The organism is Lacrimispora sp., assembly GCF_047605665.1.
Classification (GTDB): domain Bacteria; phylum Bacillota; class Clostridia; order Lachnospirales; family Lachnospiraceae; genus Lacrimispora.
Window position 1 is genome coordinate 198,164 of the sequence record NZ_JASGFH010000004.1, and the last position, 19,452, is coordinate 217,615.

12 protein-coding genes are annotated in these 19,452 nt (G+C 47.2%); all 12 read right to left on the reverse strand.

Translation table 11 applies throughout. The features are described 5' to 3' along the window. Positions 1-17 precede the first annotated feature (17 nt). The 12 genes from rfbB to QM657_RS04745 all read right to left on the reverse strand — a co-directional run bounded on the left by rfbB (position 18) and on the right by QM657_RS04745 (position 19,443). On the reverse strand, positions 18-1,043 hold the full coding sequence (gene rfbB, locus QM657_RS04690) for a dTDP-glucose 4,6-dehydratase (RefSeq protein ID WP_415065391.1): 1,026 nt from the start codon (positions 1,041-1,043) through the stop codon (positions 18-20). 12 nt (positions 1,044-1,055) lie between these two features. After that, the gene (gene rfbA, locus QM657_RS04695) at positions 1,056-1,946 is read right to left on the reverse strand and encodes a glucose-1-phosphate thymidylyltransferase RfbA (RefSeq protein WP_415065392.1); all 891 of its coding nucleotides are present in this window, start codon (positions 1,944-1,946) and stop codon (positions 1,056-1,058) included. A gap of 106 nt (positions 1,947-2,052) precedes the next feature. Next, positions 2,053-3,234 (reverse strand): MerR family transcriptional regulator, encoded by a 1,182-nt coding sequence (locus tag QM657_RS04700; RefSeq protein WP_415065393.1) that lies wholly within the window; start codon positions 3,232-3,234, stop codon positions 2,053-2,055. Positions 3,235-3,291: 57 nt separating this feature from the next. Further along, positions 3,292-3,783 (reverse strand): GNAT family N-acetyltransferase, encoded by a 492-nt coding sequence (locus QM657_RS04705; RefSeq protein ID WP_415065394.1) that lies wholly within the window; start codon positions 3,781-3,783, stop codon positions 3,292-3,294. A 48-nt stretch (positions 3,784-3,831) separates the two neighbouring features. Next, positions 3,832-4,542 (reverse strand): double zinc ribbon domain-containing protein, encoded by a 711-nt coding sequence (locus QM657_RS04710; protein WP_415065395.1) that lies wholly within the window; start codon positions 4,540-4,542, stop codon positions 3,832-3,834. Positions 4,543-4,860: 318 nt separating this feature from the next. Continuing rightward, complete coding sequence (locus QM657_RS04715) at positions 4,861-7,086, reverse strand: ATP-dependent RecD-like DNA helicase (protein ID WP_415065396.1); 2,226 nt, start codon at positions 7,084-7,086, stop codon at positions 4,861-4,863. A gap of 137 nt (positions 7,087-7,223) precedes the next feature. Beyond that, the gene (locus tag QM657_RS04720) at positions 7,224-8,228 is read right to left on the reverse strand and encodes a rod shape-determining protein (protein WP_415065397.1); all 1,005 of its coding nucleotides are present in this window, start codon (positions 8,226-8,228) and stop codon (positions 7,224-7,226) included. Positions 8,229-8,590: 362 nt separating this feature from the next. Beyond that, positions 8,591-10,963, reverse strand: coding sequence for a TIM-barrel domain-containing protein (locus QM657_RS04725; protein WP_415065398.1), 2,373 nt, complete (start codon positions 10,961-10,963; stop codon positions 8,591-8,593). Positions 10,964-10,980: 17 nt separating this feature from the next. Then, positions 10,981-12,816, reverse strand: a complete 1,836-nt coding sequence (locus tag QM657_RS04730) for a glycoside hydrolase family 66 protein (RefSeq protein WP_415065399.1) — start codon at positions 12,814-12,816, stop codon at positions 10,981-10,983. A 12-nt stretch (positions 12,817-12,828) separates the two neighbouring features. Further along, on the reverse strand, positions 12,829-17,004 hold the full coding sequence (locus tag QM657_RS04735; protein WP_415065400.1) for a hypothetical protein: 4,176 nt from the start codon (positions 17,002-17,004) through the stop codon (positions 12,829-12,831). An 11-nt stretch (positions 17,005-17,015) separates the two neighbouring features. Then, a complete protein-coding gene (locus QM657_RS04740) occupies positions 17,016-18,518 on the reverse strand; it encodes a hypothetical protein (protein WP_415065401.1) in 1,503 nt (500 codons plus the stop codon). Between the two features lie 31 nt (positions 18,519-18,549). Next, complete coding sequence (locus QM657_RS04745) at positions 18,550-19,443, reverse strand: carbohydrate ABC transporter permease (RefSeq protein ID WP_415065402.1); 894 nt, start codon at positions 19,441-19,443, stop codon at positions 18,550-18,552. Between the last annotated feature and the right edge of the window lie 9 nt (positions 19,444-19,452).

Here is a 19,452-nt window from a genome sequence, read left to right on the forward strand (position 1 = left end):
AAACTGTTACGGAAAAATTATGCCAGAGACTTTCCGTACATGTTGTCAAAATAATTCTGGTACTCTCCGTTAACGATATGCTTCCACCAGTCTTCGTTATCCAGATACCACTGGATGGTCTGGGCGATTCCTGTATCAAAGTTGTATTTCGGCTTCCAGCCAAGCTCTGTTTCCAGCTTCTTCGGGTCAATGGCGTAGCGTCTGTCATGTCCCGGACGGTCTGTCACGAACTTGATCAAGCTCTCCGGCTTGTCCAGGGCCTTTAAAATGGTTTTTACCACCTCTAAATTGGTGCGCTCATTGTGTCCGCCTACGTTGTAGACCTCGCCCACTTCACCCTTGTGGATGATTAAGTCAATGGCCTCGCAGTGATCGGAAACGTGAAGCCAGTCTCTGACATTTTCTCCGGTTCCGTATACGGGAAGGTCCTCATCTGCCAGAGCGCGGCTGATGATCAGGGGAATCAGCTTCTCCGGGAAATGATATGGGCCGTAGTTATTGGAACATCTGGAAACGGTCACCGGAAGTCCGTAGGTCCTCTGGTATGCCAGAACGAAAAGGTCTGCGCTGGCCTTGGAAGAGGAGTAAGGGCTTGACGTATGAAGGGGAGTTTCCTCTGTAAAGAATAAGTCAGGGCGGTCCAACGGCAGGTCTCCGTATACTTCATCGGTGGATACCTGATGATACCGCTTGATTCCATAGGTGCGGCAGGCATCAAGCAGGGTGGTGGTTCCCATGACATTGGTTCTCACAAATGCTCCCGGATCGGTAATGGAACGGTCCACATGGCTTTCTGCTGCAAAGTTCACCACCATGTCCGGCTTTTCCTTTTCAAAAAGGTCGAAAACAAAGGTGCGGTCAGCGATATCGCCCTTTACAAATTTGTAATTAGGCATATCCTCAACAGGCTTTAAAGTCTCCAAGTTTCCTGCATAGGTCAATAAATCCAGGTTGATGATCTGGTACTGGGGATACTTGTTCACCATGTGATGTACGAAATTTCCGCCGATAAATCCGGCTCCGCCGGTAACAATGATTTTCATATATATTCTCCTTTATCCGTGTAATTTGTCAATATATTTTCCTGCAAGGACATCCATCAAATACTGTCCGTACTGGTTCTTCTTCAAAGGTTCAATGCTTTCCATAAGCTGATCCCTGGTGATCCAGTGATTTAAATATGCGATCTCCTCCAGGCAGGCAATCTTCCTGTGCTGGTGTGTCTCCACTGTGCGGACAAACTCAGTGGCATCCACCAGGGATTCATGCGTTCCCGTATCAAGCCACGTAAAGCCCTGTCCTAAAAGCTCCACTTCCAGAACGCCGGCTTCCAGATAAATGCGGTTCAAATCCGTGATTTCCAGTTCCCCTCTCGGTGAAGGCTTTAAGTTCTTAGCGTATTCCACCACCTTGTTGTCGTAGAAATAAAGGCCGGTCACACAGTAATTGCTCTTAGGTTCAGCCGGTTTTTCTTCTATAGAAATGGCCTTTCCCTCGGAATCAAACTCTACAATTCCAAAACGCTCCGGATCATCCACGTAATATCCGAATACGGTTGCACCTTCTTTTTTGTTTGCCGCATTTAAAAGCCGCTTGTTCAGACCATGGCCGGCAAAGATGTTGTCGCCAAGGATCATGGCTACGCTGTCATCTCCGATAAAGTCCGCGCCAATGATGAACGCCTGGGCAAGTCCATCCGGTGAGGGCTGAACCGCATAGGACAACTGGATGCCAAACTGGGCTCCGCTTCCTAAAAGGGCCTCAAACCGGGGCGTATCCTCTGGGGTGGATATGATCAGAATATCCCGTATTCCCGCACTCATCAAAACAGAAAGGGGATAATAGATCATAGGTTTGTCATAAATGGGCAGTAACTGTTTGGAAGTTACCATAGTCAATGGGTAAAGTCTGGTGCCGGAGCCTCCGGCAAGAATGATTCCCTTCATTTGTTCCTCCTCCATATCATCGTTAAGCATGATTTCTTTTTACCATCATACAGGGTGACGTAAGGTCACTGTCAAGTGTTTTATATTTTTTTATGTGTTTTTTATGCTATTTTATGCAGATAAATGCTCCCGCCTGCTTTGTAATGTGAATAAATCCCTTCTTCTCCATCTTTTTTTCCAGAAACTCACGGAATTCATCATAGCGGTCACTCAAGTATTCCTGCTGGTTTCCGTGGCACGATAAGATGTATTCCAGGAGAGCCCCTCCATCCCGGACCTCCAAATGATCCTGAAATACCCTTTTTTCCACAGACCGGAAGCAGGACTTTAAAATCTCTTCTCCGTTTTCAAGGCCGAATACGTCGTATAGATTCACCTCGGAAAGGGCGATTCTGGAGTCAAACTCCTTTACAAGCTGGCTGATTTCCTTCATATGATCCGGACCGTAGGTACTGCAGAAAAATGTGCCTCCGGGCTTTAGGATTCTATGAACCTCTTTCAGGGCAGAATCCAGGCTATTTACATAAAACAGCACATGGTTTGCAACGGCAGTATCAAAGCTTTCTTCCGGTTTTTGAATCCGGCGGCAGTCAAAGGCCTCAAAGGAAAAGCTGCCGGGAATTGTCTTTAAGCGCTCCTCCACATCCCGGACCATCCCTTTCGATACATCAGATAAACAGATTCTCGCATCAGACGGAATCCGATAGCCGTTAGCGTACCACAGTTCCCCATTTCCGCAGCCCAGTTCAAGGACACTTTTGCCGTCCAGCGGTTCCATAAGTTCATATAACCATTGAAACCAACTGGTTGGGTTTTTGGTGTATTTCTTATGAAGGCCGATGCGGATGCTCAAATTGGCCGCATCCTTATACTGTTCCACAAGGGACCGCTCCATATTGGTAATATGGATTAAGTGAAGAATTTTATTCCAGTCCACAGACTGATTCTCATTGACCAGCCTTGAGGTTTCCGTAAGTGTCTGCTCTACCAGCTTCAAATGTTCGATCCGTTTTCTTATGAGGTTTAACTGAAGGCGGAGAGACTCCTCCACATAATCGTTGTCATCGTCATTGATGGTGATGGAGCGGATTTCATCTAAGGAAAAGCCTAAGTATTTTAAAGAAAGAATCTTCTGGAGCTTTGCAAAATCAGAATCCGTGTACAGCCGGTATCCCCCTTCGCTCATTCCCGACGGCTTTAACAAGCCCTGCTTGTCGTAATAGCGGACGGTTCGTATGGAGACATTGGCTTTTTTGGCAAACTGGCCTGATGTGTAGTATTGGTCCATCCGTCAACCTCCTTTCTGCTTCCCATTTCAGAAAATAAGCCTGTATGAAATCACAGGCTATACCATCATCTGATAATTTTCAATATCCAGCAGCTTCCCAAACTTCACGCCCACTTCCCTGATAGTCCCGCAGTGGACGAATCCAAGTGTTTCATGAAGGCGGAGGCTGGCTTCATTTCCCCCTGTTATAACGGAAACGACTGTATGAATGTCATCCCTCTCCTTTGCCATGTCCAAAATGGCAGAGGACAGCGCTCCTGCAATTCCCCTGCGCCTGTAATCTTTATCAATATAAACAGACAGCTCCACCGTAGCCGCATACGCCTCCTTGTCCCGGTAAGAAGAAAGGCTGGCATAGCCCACGGCTTTTCCGTCTTCCTCCGCCACGATCAGGGGATGATTTCCGACATTATGCGCCTTAAACCACTCCATCCGTTCTTCCATGGTTTTCGGGTTTAAGTCAAAGGTGGCCAGTCCGTATTCTACCTCATAATTATAAATATCCAGCAGCGCCGGCATATCATTTTCTTTCGCAGTTCTGATTATCATGTCTTCCTCCTGGTTTCAACGAATTTCATAACCATATCATACATCAATCTATTGTCCCCGTCCAATACAAATCGCAAGGAAATAAACATTTTTCACTCCCGCTTTTTTTAACGCGCGGGTGCATGCCTCTATGGTGCTTCCTGTGGTATAAATGTCATCCACCAGGATCACTGTCTTCACTCCCGGCAGAATTTTTCCTATTCCAAACGCCTCCTCCAGATTCTTAAGCCGCCCGGAAGGATCAAGCCCTTTCTGAGGCATTGTCTTTTTATTTCTCATCAGCATCTGAGGATAAACCGGAATTTCAAGACGTTTTCCCATCCGGCGGGCTAAAATTTCCGCCTGATTATAGCCCCTTTCCCTCATTCTGGAGGGGTGGACCGGAACAGGCACCAGAACTTCCGCTTCCATGCGCCGGATCAGCTTTTCATATCTGGCGCATATGGCGTCCCCGTAAAAGTCCAGGTATTCACGTTTATTCTTATACTTTATCTTAGCCATGGAACGCCCTGCATTTTCATCGTAGTTTATGAGGGCCCTTCCGTATTCAAAGGTACGTTTATGGCGGACGCAGTCGAGGCAGTATTCCGCTTGATCACTTATGATTTCCTTTCCGCACTTTTTGCAGACCGGGTCCTTTACAAAGGACAGGCGTTTCATGCATTCCTGGCAAATCAGCTTGTTTTTAGGCATAACAATCCCGTCACAGACAGGGCATCGTCTGGGAAATAATAAATCAATGAAAAATGAAAGATACATATAGAAGAAATCTCCTTGAAGTGAAAAATTGAAAAAGAAATATTATAAAAAAGATGAAAGTTACAAGATAAAAGTGGCAAAAGGAAAGTTGCAGGACGATAACTGCAAGATGAAAGGGGCAGGACGATAGCTGCAAAAATAGAAAAGACAGAAATAGAAAACACAAGAACAATAAAGCTGAAAAAAGAGAAGGTTTACAGTAAGAAAAAGACAGAGAAACAAAAAGACATAAAATATGGTATGGGCAGACTCACATCCCTTGTCTGCCCAAAGAATCTACGTAAATAACAAAAAGCCCGGAAATCTCGCTTCTCCCACCTAATCCAGCAGGCTGATTTCCAGAATCCGCTCCTTCAACCCGGAATACCTCCGCTGTTCCATTTCATTCCCTGCCATCTCATGAAACACCTCCGGCATTCCAACCAGGCAGACACAGGATTTAGCGCGGGTCACCGCAGTATAAATTAAATTCCTGGTCATCAGCATCCTGGGGCCGGAAAATACCGGGATAACCACTGCCGGATATTCACTGCCCTGGGACTTATGAATGGTGATGGCATAAGCCAGCTCCAGCTCCTCCAACTGCTTAAAGCTGTAATCCACAGCTTTTCCTTCGTCAAATTCCACCGTCACCAGTTCTGCAAAACCGTTGATTTCCCGGATGACTCCAATATCCCCATTGTATATCCCAGTTCCTCTGTCAACAGGAATCCCATATTTGTTTTGGACCACCCATTCAATATTATAATTGTTCTTAATCTGCATGACCTTATCGCCCACCCGGTAAGTGACTCCAGACAATTCCTTTTCCGCCTTTTCCTCAGATGGGGGATTTAAATACTCCTGCAATATGGAGTTGAGCCGTTCCACGCCTATGGCCCCTTTTCTCATGGGGGTCAGAATCTGGATATCGTACGTTTTTGCATTGACGTAACCAGGAAGCTTATCCTGAACGAGAGTGATCATGGCATTGATGATGGCATTGGGCTCTTCCCGCTTAATAAAAAGAAAGTCATTGCTCTTTTTTCCCAGAGGAACCTCTTCCCCTGCGTTTATTTTATGGGCATTGACCACAATGTCGCTTTGTGTTGCCTGACGGAATATCTTAGTTAACATAACCACATTAAAGCTTCCGGAATCAATCATGTCCCGAAGCACATTTCCCGGACCAACGCTGGGAAGCTGGTTCACATCTCCCACCAGAATCAGCCTTGTCCCCGGATTGATGGCTTTTAGTAAGGACTGCATCAAGTGGATATCCACCATGGAAGTCTCGTCAATGATCACAGCATCCGCATCCAGAGGATTTTCTTCATTCCGGTCAAAATGCATATGAGCAGAGCGCTCATCCCCAGGGACTCCGGTCAGCTCCAAAAGCCGGTGAATGGTCCTGGCCTCATATCCTGTGGCCTCTGTCATCCGCTTTGCCGCCCGTCCAGTGGGCGCTGCCAGGAGAATTTCCATTTCCTCCCTTTCAAAGAACCGGATAATGGTGTTAATGGTAGTCGTCTTTCCGGTTCCTGGACCTCCGGTGATGATGAGAAGTCCGCTGTTAACCGCCTCCACCACCGCCTGAGCCTGCTTTTCATCAAGCTCCATTTCCGTTTCCTTCTGAAGCTTTAAAAGCCTTGTTCTGATTTCCTCCTCAGCCATACTTCCCTTGACATTTAAATCGTGAAGCATCTTTGCAACATTCAATTCCATGTAATAATACTGTGAGGAATAAACGGTGCGCCTGCCCTCTGTTTCCCGTATGACCAGCCGCTTGTCAAGCTGCATATCCATCAGATGCTTTTCTATGGACTGTTTGTCCACCTTAAGGAGCTCCGAAGCATGGTCTAAAAGCTCCTCCTCCGGCAGATACGTATGCCCGTTTCCGGCAGCCTGTAAAAGGGTATAGAGAACGCCGCATTTGATCCGAAAATCCGAGTCTGTAAAAATCCCCACTTTTCTGGCGATTTCATCGGCCATTTTAAAGCCCACGCCGGGAATGTCATCGGCAAGCTGGTAAGGGTTTTCTTTCAGCACCCCGTAAAGCCTCGGCCCGTACTCCTGATAAATCTTCACCGCCAGATTCATGGAAATGCCGTAATTCTGGAGAAACATCATGGCCTGGCGCATCTCCTTCTTTTCCTCCACCTGCTGGGAAATGGACATGGCCAGCTTTTCGCTGATTCCCTTGATCTCAGAAAGCCGCTCCGGCTCCTCCTCCAGAATACGGAAGGTATCGGCCTTAAAGCGTCGGATGATTCTGGCGGCCAAAGCCGCACCAATGCCTTTGATGGCCCCGGAACCCAAATACCGCTCCATGGCAGCCGTGTCCTCCGGAGATTTGATCTCATAGCTTTCCACCGTCATCTGTTCTCCGTAAACCGGATGCTCGGTCATGGCCCCTACGGCCTCTACCATCTCTCCCTCGCTGATGTAATGGAAGCTTCCCACGAGAGTGTACTCTTCTCCCTCATCCACAAGGCTTAAGACCGTATAACCGTTGTCCTCATTTCTGTATTTGATTTTCTCCACAAATCCGCAGACTGTCGCCATGGTTCCTCCCGTAAATGCATAAATACAAGCGGACCGCCGCAGAACAAGCCCTGCCGGAATCCTTCGATTCCGCCAAGGCGTTGTCCCAAAGCAGTCCTGTAAACCCAAGAGCCGGCTTTGTTTCGCGGCTCTTTCGGTTAAAATTCTGTTTTACTGTCTCCGCCGTGCATATATTCAATAAACTTACCTGTACCAATCGCCACAGCAGTCAAAGGATCTTCTGCGATCATGGTGGTGATTCCTGTCTTCTCTTCAATCAGGGCATCCAGTCCGCTTAAAAGGGAACCGCCTCCGGTCAGCACAATGCCGCGGTCAAAAATATCGGCTGCCAGCTCCGGTGGAGTTCTCTCAAGCACGTTGTGAACGGCATCCACGATCTGCATGGCAGGCTCTTTTAAAGCGTCCAAGGTTTCATCAGAAGTAACGACAATGGTCTTTGGCAGACCGGTCACCAGGTTACGTCCGCGAACCTCCATGGTCAGAACTTCCGGCCTTCTGTATGCCGCTCCAATGTTGATCTTGATTTCCTCAGCCGTTCTCTCACCGATTAAAAGGTTATGTTTTTTACGCATGTAGCGCACCAGAGCCTCGTCAAAATCATCGCCGGCAACCTTAATAGAGGTACTCACAACAGTTCCTCCAAGAGAAATAACCGCAATATCAGAAGTACCGCCTCCAATGTCCACGATCATATTTCCGCAAGCCTTTGCAATATCAATTCCGGCTCCAATTGCTGCTGCCACCGGCTCCTCAATAATAGCCACTTCCCTGGCTCCTGCCTGGTAAGTAGCGTCCTCTACTGCCTTTTTCTCCACCTCAGTTGCACCGCTTGGAATACAAACGCTGATTCTCGGCTTTCTTAAGGTCTTTTTTCCCACTGCCTTATTGATAAAATATTTCAGCATCTTTTCTGTTACAGTATAATCGGAAATAACTCCCTGGCGCAGCGGTCTTACTGCCACAATATTACCCGGCGTTCTTCCGATCATCAGCCTGGCTTCTTCTCCTATGGCTTTGATCTTGTTGGTATCGCGGTCAATGGCCACTACAGACGGCTCTTTTAATACCACGCCTTTTCCCTTAATATAAACCAGAATGCTGGCTGTTCCTAAATCAATTCCAATATCATTGGACATCATCATCACAAATTCCTCCTGCTTAACTTATCCCGTTTCCAAACTTCTTTTATCGTCAAATTTTTACTTATTTCGCTTATATGTCACAGTTTCCTTCTTATTATATACAATAAGCATTGGATTTGAAAGGGTTTTTTTTATTTTTATTTTCTTTATACTTTTTTTAGAATTAGTACACATTCTTGTCACATTTGCACCGTATACTGTAAATACGTTATCCGAAAGGGTAACGGGCCTTTTGTTTCAAGTAACTTACTTGAAATCACAAAGCTTTTTCATACTCATACCGGACGGTGCAAACCGTCCGGCCCCCCTAAAAAATTTATTACCCACTTTCATTAATTGAAAGTGGGTTTTTTAATGACTTCTTATACTCTCATAGAGAGAATTTCACACAGGGCTCCAAACAAAGCCTGACTAAGGTCCATACACTGCAAAGACGCCAGGGTAAGTTCATCTCTCTCCTCTATCATCTGCTGTATTTCTCTCTTTAATTCATAGGAAATCTGAGCTCTGTTAAGAATTGCAGAGGATTCCCTTTCCACATCCACATTTACTGCCTTTTGGCAATCTTTCAGCCTGATGTACAGCGTTTCTCCCACGCTCATAGAAGATATTTTCACACAAAGAATCTTCCTTTGCCCGTCATATGTAGTTTCTGGATTTATTTTTATCCCGTTTATCATTACTTCCGGCTCCGCAAAACCTATGTTCCTGAAATTCAATTCCCAGGAACGTTCGGAGGGAACAACTTCCAAAGCTCCTTGCCCCTCTATGGTAAACTCCGGATTATTTCCCCATTTAAAAGCAAAACAGGTAGAAGCCCATTGTTCCTTTTGGCCCAGTTCCTCTCCATTTTCCCAAAGAGTGAAGCTTCCATGAGCTTCCGGGAAAATATCCACCGCAAGTTTCTGCGGGCTTCCTGTGTCATTGGATACATCTTTGCTTCTTACCAGGATTCCTCCTGCCTTTGCCAGTACCGGAACCGCCTCAAGAGGGCGGTAAAGCTTCAGTTCCCGGCCTCCCTGATAAATCCGCCCGTTCTGAATATCAAACCATAACCCGGAGGGCAGCCAGGCTTTGACACAGCCAAGCTTTGTCTGGGGATCTGACGGTTTCGTTACCGGAGCAATCAACAGCTCAGAACCGAAATAATATTCATTAGGATACTCATAGGCCTTGTTGTTTTCCGGTTCCAGCCAATACAAAGGGCGCACGAGAGGAATTCCATGCTTATGTGATTCCAGGTTCATAGTATGCAGGTATGGGACCAGTTCATGCCGCAGCCTTAGGTACTGCTTCATAATATGCGCTGCTTCCACCCCATAATTCCACGGTTCTTTTCCCGAAAAAGGATTGTTGGAACTGTGAAGACGGTTGATTGGCGAAAAAACACCTAATTCTACCCATCTGACAGTCAGTTCCTCATCTCTGACACCCAGCATATGCCCTCCGATATCATGGCTCCACCAGCCGTATCCTGCATTACTGGCCGAAGCTGTAAAAAACGGTTGAAAGTCCAGGCTTTTCCAGCTTATAATGGTATCTCCTGAGAATCCCACAGGATACCGATGACTTCCCAATCCTCCATAACGGGAAAAAGTAAGCCCCGCCCCACCCTCTTTTAAGCTGTCCAGATAATGGTAGTGGTTTAAAATCCAGAGAGGGTCCAGCCCGTCTGTTCCCGATTCACTTCCCTGCTGCCAGTCAATCCACCAGAAGTCCACACCGTCCTTTTCCAGGGAGTGATGGAGGATATCAAAATACGCCTCTATAAAACGCGGGTTTGTCACATCAAAGGAAACTGCCTCCCCGGTTTCCGGATCTGTTCCCATAGCTTCTGCCATGGCCGGATACAGCTTCTCATGAGCCCGTATTCCGTCAGCCGGATGTACATTTAAGGTGACCCTCAGACCATTGCCGTGGAGCCATTCCAAAAAGCGTTCCGGCTGGGGAAAAAGTTCTCTGTTCCAGGTATAACCGGTCCAGCCGCTTCCATACTGTTCCGGTATATCCACAAGATGCCAGTCCATATCGATGACAGCAATGGAAAAAGGAATTTCTTCTTCCTTAAAACGCATAATCAGGGCCTTATATTCTTCTTCCGTGTATTGATAGTACCTGCTCCACCAGTTGCCAAGGGCCCAGCGGGGAAGGAGGGGAGTCCTTCCGCACAAAAGGCAAAAATCCCTGATACATTCCTGGTATCGGTGTCCATACCCAAAGAAATATAAGTCAGTCCCCTTATATTCCCTCGCTCTTATCCAGCCGTCTTCCCCTATTACCATGGTTTTGCTGTCGTCTAACAGCCCGTATCCATCCCTGGAAATCATGCCGGGCTCCAGGGGAATCTCCCCGTCTGCGCTGTCCAGAGTGCGGGCAGTTCCCTCCAGACAGTTTATTTTATCTCCATAATGCCATTGTCCGTTCCTCCCGGTTTCCGGCCGGATCAATACCTTTATCCTAAGTGTGTCCGATGCAAAACTCCCATAACGGTATTCCAGACGCAGGTACCCGGTTTCAATAGAAAGCATTTCTCCATTCTGCTTTGCAGAAAAATCCGGAACAGGAAACCGGCGGTTCATAACGGTCTGGGTTGCCCGATCCTCAAACACTCCCTCTTCCTGATACTCCATTCGGATTAAGGAGGGGGTTAAAACGGTAAAACGCCAGCAATCACCTTTTACAACCGACTGAAGCCCGCATGCCGGCTCTCCATATATGCTGATATCCCTGACCATTTTCTTCTACTCCTTCATCACTCTATTACCACCATGGTATAATACTCCAGCATTGGCAGATCAAACGTAACATAGCCATTTTCATAGGTAAACTCCAGGGGAGTCAAAATTCCTTCCCTGTAATCCGGAGAAGCCGCCCACACCCGCTGCGGTTCCTTGGCACAGGCATGCCTCACCTGCTGGTCATACTTCACCACAGGCGGTGTCTGGGCAAGGCCTCTGTCCACCCAACTGTCATGGGAAGCTCCGTCAAAGTTGAGCAGATGGAGGATTTCCCGGTCCGGTTCCCCTTCCTGTTTCTTTATCCTGGTAAAAGAAGTGACATTTCCCGGCTTTAAGTCAGAGCCTGTCCTTTTGCCTCCAATGTAGGTTTCATCCTTTATCTCGGATAAACCGGTTCCCCTTAAAAGATTTTCATAGGCAACCATAAAAGAGTACGTATTTCTTATATCCTTCTCCAGGGCACCGGAAATCCTCATAGAATTACCGGGATAATATTCACTGGACAGCATACCCGTATCTCCCAGCTCCAGATGGCTGGCTCCCGAAGACATGAGCACTGAATTAATATAATTGATGGATGATGTGTTGAATTTCTCCGATTTAGGCGCACCGTAATTCATATAAGCAGCAATGACAGTTCCTTTTTTGCCCTTTGTGCTTTTATAAATATCATCCACCTTTTTCTTTAACTCGGCATAATCCGGTGTATCCCCCGGCCACACCTCCATATAGACAATATCGTAATCCACAGCCCTTAACTGCTGCTCCATGCCATAAGCTGAAACAGGGTTGAAAATCACCTTTGTGTCCATCTCCTTTACAAGACGGTTCAGCATAGGCACGTATGTATTGTCCAGTTGAATGGCATTTCCGTCATAATCGTACCGGTTCCCTCTGGACCCCAGGGAATCTACCTGGATTCCGTCATAAGGATATGCAGAAAACAATTCATTGTGGGCTTTTATATAGTAATCCTGCCACTCTTTATCAGCAGGATTCATGAGCCACAGCTTTTCTGTTTCCCAGCCAATTCCGGACATATCATGCACATCCTGATTCTGATGGCGTTCATCGCTGTACATCCCCCATTCCGGCTTTACACCTGCCTCCTCATAGTTATCATAGACGCCGAATATGAGGTTGTAAAAGAAAGACTTCATATTCATGGAATGACCTGTATGAATGGTATTGAGTACGGTCTGCTTCCGGGCAGTGGCACGGTTTAAGGTCTGCCATGTTTCAGCCGGATTTTCAGGAGTCCCGGCAAGAGGCTTTTCCTGGGTATCGAACACATCATAGTAAAACAGGCCATTAATATGGTGATTTTTCAGCCGTTCCAAAGACTGTTTCACTTCCTCATCAGTCCTGTCCATTTTTGTCACATACCCATACCTGGGAAATACGTTCCAATCCGAAGACACATCCACTCCTGTCATCGCATAATCCATCATTTTTCCATCACGGTATAAATACACCTCAAGAGTGTATCCGGTAAAATCCCTGTCAGGAGCCTGAAAGGAAAAGGAGTAACTGCCTCCCCCCACGGTGATATGTGTGGAATTCTGCCATAGGGTTTTCTCCATATGCCGCAGCTCGACCCGGATTTCTCCGTTCCAGGCTTCTTTAGCCCCTCCATGGAGCACTGTAGCTGTCACCGTATCCCCAGGACTGTACATGCTTTTATCCGTATGGACCTCCTTTAACCAGGTTCCCGGATTGCTGACTCCTGCCATTTCCTGTTCCGTCATTTCCCTCTTTCCCTCCTGGGCCCAGGCGGGGCTTCCATGTACTGCCCCGCCGAGAATCATTGCCGCACTCAAGACCATTGCTGCCGTTTTCTTTATCTTCATTGATGCTACCTCCTATTTCACCTGCTCCAGTACAAGGGATGCAACCCAGCCGAATGCATCTCCCTCCTGCCCGGTAACCGTGATTGTATCCGTTGGTTTTAACCATAGTGTTTGGGGCAATGAATCGGAACTCATCCCGTTATCTCCGTAATCAGAAGGCTTTCTTAAGATTTCCCCAATTGCCTTATGATTGAGCTGAACAGAGAACTTCTGCCTGGTTCCATTGGATATCACCATGAGCTTATATTCTCCTTCCATAAAATCCGGATTATCACTTAACGGAATCTCCAATGACTCTCCTGGCTGTAAATCTGCAGCCGGAAGGTACATACTCGCTTTGCCGTAGGCCTGTCCCGGATACCGGTACTCCTCCTGAGCTTTGGGCTCCGGAGATGGGGCAGGAATCAGAAGCATCTTATCCACCCAGCCCCAGGGACCTTCTGCCTCACTTCCCGGCGCACTGATGGTGATGACATCCTCTTTTTGAAGGGAAACAGGGCGAAGAAGAGTGTCCAGGGTCATACCGTTCATGGAGAAATTCGTTTTATTCCGGGTAATGGAGCCCAGAAGTTTTCCATTTACCTTCACTCCCAGAGCCGTCCGGTCTCCGTTGCTGCTGACTGCAATGTAGTAAGTGCCTGCCTGAAAAGAGCCGTTGCTTCCCAGAGGAATCTGAATTTCTTCTTCCGGCTGTAAATCAGCAGCAGGATTGTCCTTCTGCTTTCTATAAAACTCCTCGGCCTGCCATGTAAACGGCTTCCTGCCCGTCTCTTTTTCTTTGTGTGTCACTGGATTTAAGGTCACATAGTCGATCCAGCCGTATCTTCCGCCCCGTTCTCCTTCGATTCCCAGGATATCTCCAGCCTTTAATTCCATAACTTTTCCCATATCATCATCTGTCATGGAATCCATTCCGTAGTTTGTTCCTTTTCTGCTGATTCCACCTGCCGCCATGCCGTTTACCTTGATGGTAAACGCTTCTCTGTTGCCGCAGGAACGGATGGTCAGCTTGTAGGTTCCGTCGGCAAATCCGCCATTGTCCGATACCGGGATAAGAATCTGCTCTCCGGGCTGTAAGTCTGCCGCAGGGTTGTCTTTTTGCTTCGTATAATAAGCCTCTCCCTGGTAAATCAGCTTTCCATTCTCCGTTGCCGTCTGGGGGCCATAATTCTGGAATAGTTTTTCAGCAGCCCAATTGGCGATCCTTCCTCCAAATCTGGAAGCCATATTCCGGTTTGGCGCTTTCCGGGTGCTGTCTAAAACAATCCGGTCAATCCAGTTTCCATAATTATCTGTATCCTGCTCCGGAAAATAGATTGTAAGCATATCTCCCGGCTTAAGCGCAATCAAACCATCTCCCGTTTCCTTTGTCATATATTGCATGCCATATCCGGAGCCGCTCCGTTCTCCGCTTATTGCTTCCGTCCCATTGACTAACACTTTATAGGAACGCATGGTTCCTGTGGTATACATGGTAAATAAATATTCCTTATTCTCAAAACCCATGGAGGCCAGAATGGGGATTTCCAACCGCTTTGCAGGTTCGTCTAATTTGGCGACCTTTCCCCCTTCTTCCAATACATCGCTATAAAAATCCTCTGCCTCCAGTGTGATCTTCCTTTTGGCTTTCGGCTGTCCGTCAGGCTTTTCATCCGTTTCTTTCAGTTTTACATAATCCACCCAGCCATAGGGGCCAGGGCGTCCGCCCTGAGTGGTTCCGGGAGCATAGACCGTAATCACATCATCCTCATTCAAGCGGAGCACTTCCCCCAGAACAGATTCCTTCATGTCCTCCATGCCAAAGCCTGCAGCCTCTCTTCCAATTACTCCAATTGGCACATCATTTACTTTAACGATATATTTTGTCCGGTTTCCGTTTGCTGCAATGGAAAGCCGGTAATTTCCGCCCGAAAAACCAGGTGCATCGGAAAGTGTAAATGTGATGCTGTCTTCCGGCTGCAAATCCGCTGCTTTTCCGCCTCCTGCCGTCTGACTGTAGTAATGCTCACCTTCATAATAATATTCCGTTCCAAGGCCTACGTTAATCAATCCATAACAGCTTAGATGGCTGGTGGTGAATTCAATGCGCCCCTCTGCCTCATTGATCGTAAAGGCCAGTCTGGTTTTCTTTTTATCGTCTGAAATATAATATAATGACAGCTTTTCCCGGTCAAATTCCTCATCAATGGGAAGGCTGATTTTCAGTTCACCGGCAGGCTGTACCGGCACCCCATCCATAAGCAGTGATATCTCATAAAAATGCATAAAAGGCGCCTGCCCCTCTTCAAATCCAAAGAGACTGCTGATCTCCTTCAGCCTGTCCTCATCTACTTCCTCTGCCGATAAAACTGCTCCGAAAGGAACCACTCCCTTTTCCGCTGTCACCGTCACACCGGTTAAGACTTCTGTTTCCTCAAAGGGCTGGCAGGGCACGAGTCTGATAAAATCCACCCAGCCATAATTATTATCTGCCCGGACCGTGAGGGTATCGCCTTTTTTCAATTTAAAATTCCCAGGCACGGTATATATCCCGTAGCTTCCCCAGTCCGTTGTTTCCTTCGTAAGGGTTCCAGTCTCTTTTTCATTCACAAAAACCGTGTAATTCTGATAGCCGCAGGCTCTGATCATCAGATTATAGACGTCCGTTTCAAAGCTGTCCTCTTCCGGCATTTTAAATTCAACGGCATCAAGGGGCTGGAGATCTGCGGCCTGCCCTAAATCTGCCGTTTTATGATAAAAGCTCTCTCCTTCCAACTGCCAGATATTCCCGTCTGCAACCCCATAAATTCCGTATTCAGACAGAGTGGCTTTCAAATATACGTTGACCCATTGGAAAAACACCTCCTCCGGTTCACTGTCAGAATCCTCCATATAGTAAAGCCTGCTCTCATCCTGGCTGTAGCCTTTTGGAGCCGGAATATAAACCGTTACCTCTCCGGCCAGATCCTTAAGGGAAATTTCTGCCCCGGCCTCTTTTAAAGTAACTTTATAAAATTCTGATTTCTTTCCGTCTTCCTTAAACAGGTCCCGTATGGCAGCAGCCTCTCCCTTTGTAAGTTTTTTTGCTTCAATCTGCGTTTCCAAAGGAAGGACCCCTTCTTCTGCAGTGATGCGGATTCCCGTAGGCTGATGGGTTTCATCAAATTTAAGAGCTGTATCTGCCGTTTTTACAAGACGTATGTAGTCAATATGTCCCCAGCTTCCATTGGTGTCTGCCAGCTTAATTTTACTGCTTTTTTCAAGAGATATCTCCTGGTCAAAAAAACAGTCCTCGCAGCTTCCCTTCTCCCACCTTCCTTTTCCCGGTGTGGATACGGTGCCTTGTTCTATTCCATCTATGGTTACCAGCAGCTCACTTCGCGCTCCATTGGCCCCCACATAGAGCTGATACAGACCCGGCTGAAAACCGGATACCTTTGAAAGGTCAAAAGTAATGTTTCCTCCGCTGTTTAGTTCCGCTCTGTCGCCGTCGCCGTGTAAACCGGCGCCTCCGCCTAAAGCGGCTATGCTGCCATCCTCTGCCTCTAACCAGTATACCGGTGCATCAATCCGCTCAAGCTTTGTCCAGTCCAGGTGTCCGTATTTATTCTCTGCCTCTTTTATGGAAAGAGTATCATTCTCCTCCAGTTCCACGGTTCCATGATAATAATACTCTTCTAAGTCTCCGGAACCAAACCCTCTGTCTGCCTTGACAATGGTTCCCTTATTCCCTCCGTCAACAAGCACATTTACCGCCTGGGTGTTGCCGTTCATACGGACAGAAATGAGATACGTTCCGGCCTGAAATCCGCTCAGTTTACTGAGATCATAGGTGACACTGCCTCCGCTCTGGAGTTCCATTCTGTCCATTTCACCGCTTAAAGAGGCCTCAGAGCTGGTCGCCAGATTCCCATCTTCTGCTTCCATCTGATAGATTCCATCTCCTGCGGCATATGTAACATTTATGACAACCGCAGCCTCACTGGCTGTAGCCTTTTTGACATACTCCGCCTGGCTGGCTGTAGCTGTCCCCAAAGCCTCTCCTCCAGCCCCATCACCGGATTTCTCTCCGGTTTCCGGATTCTCCGTTTCTTTCTGATCGGTCTCTGTCACCTGATTAGACCCTTCCGTTTCTCCATATACAGGTACGGCTAAAAGGCTGTTCACTGTCAGGGCCGCTGCCAGCATGCCCGCCAATATTTTTTTCACTTACACCCCTCCTATTCTTCGACTGCATCCCAGTAAATGTATTCTGCCTCGTCATCCGTCACCGGACTTAAGACTTTATTACCGGATTCATCCTTCTCCTCTGTGAAAATATGGTAACCGTATGTATCATCTCTATCGTGTTCTTTCACAATCTTATACTTGTTTCCATCAGAAGCAGTGTAGTAATTACCGCTTTTTGATCCCTTCATCACCCTGCCGGACTCATCCACCAGAAACATTCCCGTTCCATAGGAACTCTGTTCCGCCACCGTAGGAAGATAGACCACCTCGTAATTCTCTTCCTGGGCCGCTACCGCCATGCCCTGGTAATACAGCCTTCCTGCCGATACGCCCGTCACTCCCTGGCCTTTATAAAAGCCGCCTTTCGTGTCTTCTGAGAAATAATAGTAATAGGAGTAACCGTCACTGCCATAATCATCGCTTTTGTTTTCCTTCAGCATATAACCGGTCTGGAGCGCTGCGTTGTCCATAAAGCAATAAAAACCGCCGGGGAAAAGCTGCCCCTTTTGTCCCCCCTGCAGGTAGATCATGCCGTCAATTCTGGTCCCTGAATCCTCGATGCAGTAATATTTCCCATTTATTCTGACCAGATTTACGTCTGTTGACCAGTTTTCAAATTCATAGCTTCCCATCTCTTTGATCTTCGTCGCCTTTCTCCTTGCCGCCACGGAGACCTCCGAATCCTTTGCCGTATTGGTGACAATATAGCCTGATGAAGAGGCATAATAACTTCGCTTATCCGCGTCGGATTTATCCCCCGGTTTGACGGAATCGAACCAGCGGCTCACAGCCAGTGAATTATCGTCCTGAAGCCCGTACATATAGAAGTCAGGGGCCTTGTTATATTCTGCCCTTTCGCTGTCCAAAGTCTCATCGTCTACCTTTACATAGCGGGGAGACTGTCCTTCTCCCCTGTCGTAAATCCAGCCGGTCATAGGCCTTCCTTCGCCGTCAAATATATACAGTTTTCCTCCGACGTTTTCTTTTGTCCGGTAGTATATCTTCCCGTTTTCCTTAAAACAGTACCATCTCCGGGTATAACCGCCGTCCTGCCTGCGCTCAAAGACTTCTCCCTGTTCAAGCACCGCATCTTCCGGAGACAAAGCCTCTGCCCAACCTTTGGCCATCTTTCCGTCTTCCCGTGCGTAAAAAACGTGATCCTCCATCGTATTTGACGTATGGGGAGAAGGTTTCATATCTCTGGGGCAGGATATCCAGCCGGTCAGCATCTTTCCGTCCTCTCCCATAAAATATGTCTCTCCGTCTAATTCCAATCTTCCGCTATACATAACTCCTTTATTGTCAAAATAATACCATGCATCGTTTTCATCATCATAAAGCCATCTGCCGGCCATCATTGACCCATCATCATAATAAAACCATTGGCCCTTCTCCTCTGTCCAACCCTCTGACGCCCAGGCATGGGTGACAGGCCCCATAGCGAGCATTACCGTACAGGCGGCACAGCCGGCTCCCATTTTAAACCACTTCATTTTAGACTTCTCCCTCCACATGACTGTATGCCTATTCCTTAACGCTTCCCATTACAATTCCGGTTATGAGATATTTCTGCAAAAGCGGATAAATAAGAAGGAGAGGAATGACTGATACCACAATTTTAGCCGCATTTAAATTTTGTTTTGACACTTCCATGGCATTTACCAAGCTGCTTAAACTTCCTCCGGAATTTAAAATGTCCTCCAGTTGGATGCTTAAAGACTGTATATATGTCTGCAGCGGATAATTGGCCACTTTTGTCATATAAATCAGTCCGCCGAAAAAATCATTCCAATTTCCCACAATGCTGAATAATGCAATGGTTGCAATGACCGGTTTGGAACAGGGTATGTAAACCTTGCTCAGTACCTGCATGGGAGTGGCTCCGTCAATGACAGCCGCCTCTTCCAGGGATTTGGGGATTCCTATAAAGAAATTCATCACCATAACAACGCTGAATATGGGAACTGCCCCCGGCAGTACCAGAGCCCAGACGGTATTGATCAGCCCCAGATTCTTAATCACCAGATAGGAAGGAATCATGCCGCCGGAAAACAGCATGGCAAAGATCAGAAGATTCATGTAAATACTTCTCCCTCTAAATTCCCGTTCCGACTTAGACAGGGGATATGCCATAAGCACAATTAATACAATATTCAATATGAGCCCTGCCGCCACCCGGAAGACAGAGATTCCGAAAGAACGCCAGAACTGGCTGTCATCCATGATTTTCTTATAGGCCGCAGTGGTGAACTTAACAGGTACAAAGCCCACCACATTGGCTGCCGCCGCATCGCTGCTGCTGAATGAGATAGCCAGTATGTTTAAAAGAGGCAGGAGGCATATGAGTCCCAGAAACAGAACAATTAAGTAAATACAGCCTTTCCCAACGTTTCCGGTGATCCCTTTTTTCACAACCATAATCATACC